Origin of the sequence: Nostoc sp. 2RC (assembly GCF_014222165.1) — a bacterium.
GTDB lineage: Bacteria > Cyanobacteriota > Cyanobacteriia > Cyanobacteriales > Nostocaceae > Nostoc > Nostoc linckia.
The window spans coordinates 1-2,948 of the sequence record NZ_JACKZU010000588.1; the positions used below are offsets into that span (position 1 = coordinate 1).

Genomic DNA, 2,948 nt, shown 5'->3' on the forward strand with positions numbered 1-2,948 from the left:
AGACCCCTCCCCAAAGCATCGGGGAGGGTTGGGGAGGGGTCTTGTCTATGTGTCGCATTCTTTTTTCAAATTGGTATCAGAACAATTTATTTTTTGGAGTTCCCTTATAGGACTGATGCAAAAATCGCCAAAAAACTTGATTTCAGGAATTACGCACAAGTCATACCGATTCAAAAATTCTTGGCAACAGATCCAAAATCTTTAGGGGCACATAGCTATGCGCCCCTACGATAGGTCTGTCTGATTCTTTTTTCAAATTACGCATTATGTGGATTAGACACTAAAACCCTTGATTTATCGTTGTAGAGACGTTGCAATTGCAACGTCTCTACAGGGCGCACTTCCTGATTAATTGACAATTTCATAGCGCACCAACTTCCTCACATCCTGACGAGGTAGTCCTAGTTTTTGGGCAATTATCACTTCTATTTGGCTAAATTCTATCGTTGGTAGTTCTAATTCCAATCGCTTTAAGATACGGTCTGCTGTTTCCACTTCTACCTTGGTAATGTTCTGAGTTCGGTTAACAGTGGCGTTAATCAGCAACACATTGACTGATAGCCGTGCTTCTAGCTGAGTATCTGACTGAAGTTTTTTCTGTGTAGAGTAGGATTGACTTAACTGCCCAGCAGCGAGAAAACTACAGCCAAACCAAAATAGAATCGCTACTAGTGGTAGAGGTAACCAAAATTCTAATCCCAGTCCTTGCAGCCAACGTTTGCCAATATGCCACACAATACACCTACCTGTGATTTTGCCAAATCCCAAATCTCAAATCCACAATTTGATTTGTATAAAACCCTCTGTTCCCCTTTCTCTGTTGCCTTTTATTGTGACTGATGAAAGATGTTGAAATTGGCTTAATGCATTATTCTTTATAAGCTGATGCCTACAAAGGTGATGAAAATCTTACTGGCGGAAGACGATCCTAAACAATTGATGCCACTGCAAACGGTTCTTTCTCAGGCTGGACACAATGTTGATGGTGTCAAGGATGGTGAAACCGCTCAATGGCTTTTGGCCCAAAAAGAATATGACCTGGTGATTTTGGATTGGATGTTACCTGGGATTAGTGGAGTGAGTTTGTGTCAACAGTATCGGGCGGCGGGAAAAACAGCTCCTATATTAATGATTACGGCAAAAGATACCACACCTGATAAAGTCATCGGATTAGATGCTGGAGCAGATGACTACCTAGTTAAACCAATTGATATTATAGAGTTCATGGCGCGGGTGCGGGCTTTGAGGAGGCGATCGCCACTCTGGCAAGGAGATAGCCTGTGCTTAGCAGACTTGCAACTCCATCTAGATACGCTAATTTTGGAGCGCCAAGGGACGATTGTCTACCTTTCCAGCCAAGAGTTTCAACTACTAGAGTATTTCATGCGTCATCCCAGGCAGGTACTCACTCGCAACCAAATTGAGCAAGCTGTATGGCAATGGGGTAGTGAGCCAGAAAGCAATGCCATCACCGTTCTAGTACGTAAACTTCGCCAACGTTTGCAAACATTAAAAGCAGGCGATTGGATTGAAACTGTCTATGGTATGGGCTATCGCCTCAACCCTCCAGAACGATGTTGAGATTTTCAAAAAGCTCTAATAATAAATTCAGAATTAGGAATTAGTCTGAGTTGTGTTTAACCGCAGTCGTCGTAACTTAGCTCTTTGGTTTACCTTTTCAATGGGGTGCATTCTTGTTTTCTTTGCTGGGGTTATTTATTATCTTGAGGTCAAAGACAAGCTCAATGCATTAGATCAACTGCTTTATAAAAGAGCAGAGTTAATGGCAGCCAGTTCGCAGTATCGGCTGTATCAAGGAGAAAAACAAGTCGATCTGAGCAACATACCGCTATTGGGTAATGGTTCTCACCCTGCTGATATTGAACTAGTCTATATTCGTTGGTATGAGCCAAATGGCAAACTCAAGCGGTTTTTTGGTAGTCCACCCCCACAAAAGTTAGAAACAACATCTGAATTTCTCACTATCAAGTTATTTGAACCGTTAACAGGTGAAGAACTTTGGCTTCGTCAAGTTACCTTACCTGTTGAAGGCGGAAATTCGATCATCGGCTATCTTCAGGTTGCTATTCCGCTGACACAGACTCAAAAGGATCTGCGACAATTTCAGTTAATGTTGACCCTGACTGTACCTGTGGCACAAGGGTTAATTGGACTTACAGGTTGGGTACTTGGTGGCATAGCTATGCAGCCCGTTCAGGAAGCCTACAACCAGCTGCAACGCTTTACCTCAGACGCTTCTCATGAATTGCGATCGCCCCTTTCGGCGATTTTGACCAATGCCCAAGTAGGATTACTCATGGCGGCAGATTATCCCCAAATCCATCCCTCTGTGGAAAACATCATTGATAGTGCCAAGTCCATGAGTACCTTAGTGAATAACCTACTGCTGTTGGCTCGGCACCAAGGACAATTAACTACCGAATCTGTCAAAAAAGTTAATCTTAATAGCCTGCTAGAGAATTTAGCCGCTCAATATAGTACTTTTGCTGAAAAAGCCTCCATCGAGTTCATCAGCCATTTTCCAGAACAATCCATTAACTTGTGGGCTGACGCGGATTTATTACGCCAAGCTGTGGAAAACTTGTTGGATAACGCTTGTAAATACACTCCGCCTGGTGGAACAGTATGGTTAAACTTAGAACTTCACTCAGATCGGGCAGTAATTCAAGTCATTGATACCGGAATTGGAATTCCAAAGGCAGATTTACCTTACATTTTCGATCGCTTTTACCGAGTTGACACAGAGCGTACCAGAGAAAGCGGCGGATTTGGCTTGGGATTGGCCATCGCTCAACAAATTGTCAAGGCTCACCGCGGCCACATCCATGCAATAAGTCATGAGGGTCAAGGCTCCACGTTCCAGATCAAATTACCCTTTTTCTGGCACTTTTAGGCACTGTAAAAATTGAGGGAGGCAGGGGGGGGAG

3 protein-coding genes are annotated in these 2,948 nt (G+C 43.4%); 2 read left to right on the plus strand and 1 reads right to left on the minus strand.

The annotated features are described in order from the left end of the window. Positions 1-348 precede the first annotated feature (348 nt). Positions 349-768, minus strand: a complete 420-nt coding sequence (locus GNE10_RS33430; protein WP_199341949.1) for a hypothetical protein — start codon at positions 766-768, stop codon at positions 349-351. 132 nt (positions 769-900) lie between these two features. On the opposite strand from GNE10_RS33430, the gene rppA reads away from it, so the two are divergent. Together rppA and GNE10_RS33440 are read left to right on the plus strand one after the other, a co-directional pair. Then, on the plus strand, positions 901-1,581 hold the full coding sequence (gene rppA, locus GNE10_RS33435) for a two-component system response regulator RppA (protein WP_185570345.1): 681 nt from the start codon (positions 901-903) through the stop codon (positions 1,579-1,581). A 52-nt stretch (positions 1,582-1,633) separates the two neighbouring features. Further along, positions 1,634-2,914 carry a cell wall metabolism sensor histidine kinase WalK gene (locus GNE10_RS33440; protein ID WP_185570346.1) on the plus strand — a complete coding sequence of 427 codons (1,281 nt, stop codon included), beginning with the start codon at positions 1,634-1,636 and terminating at the stop codon, positions 2,912-2,914. Positions 2,915-2,948 lie beyond the last annotated feature (34 nt).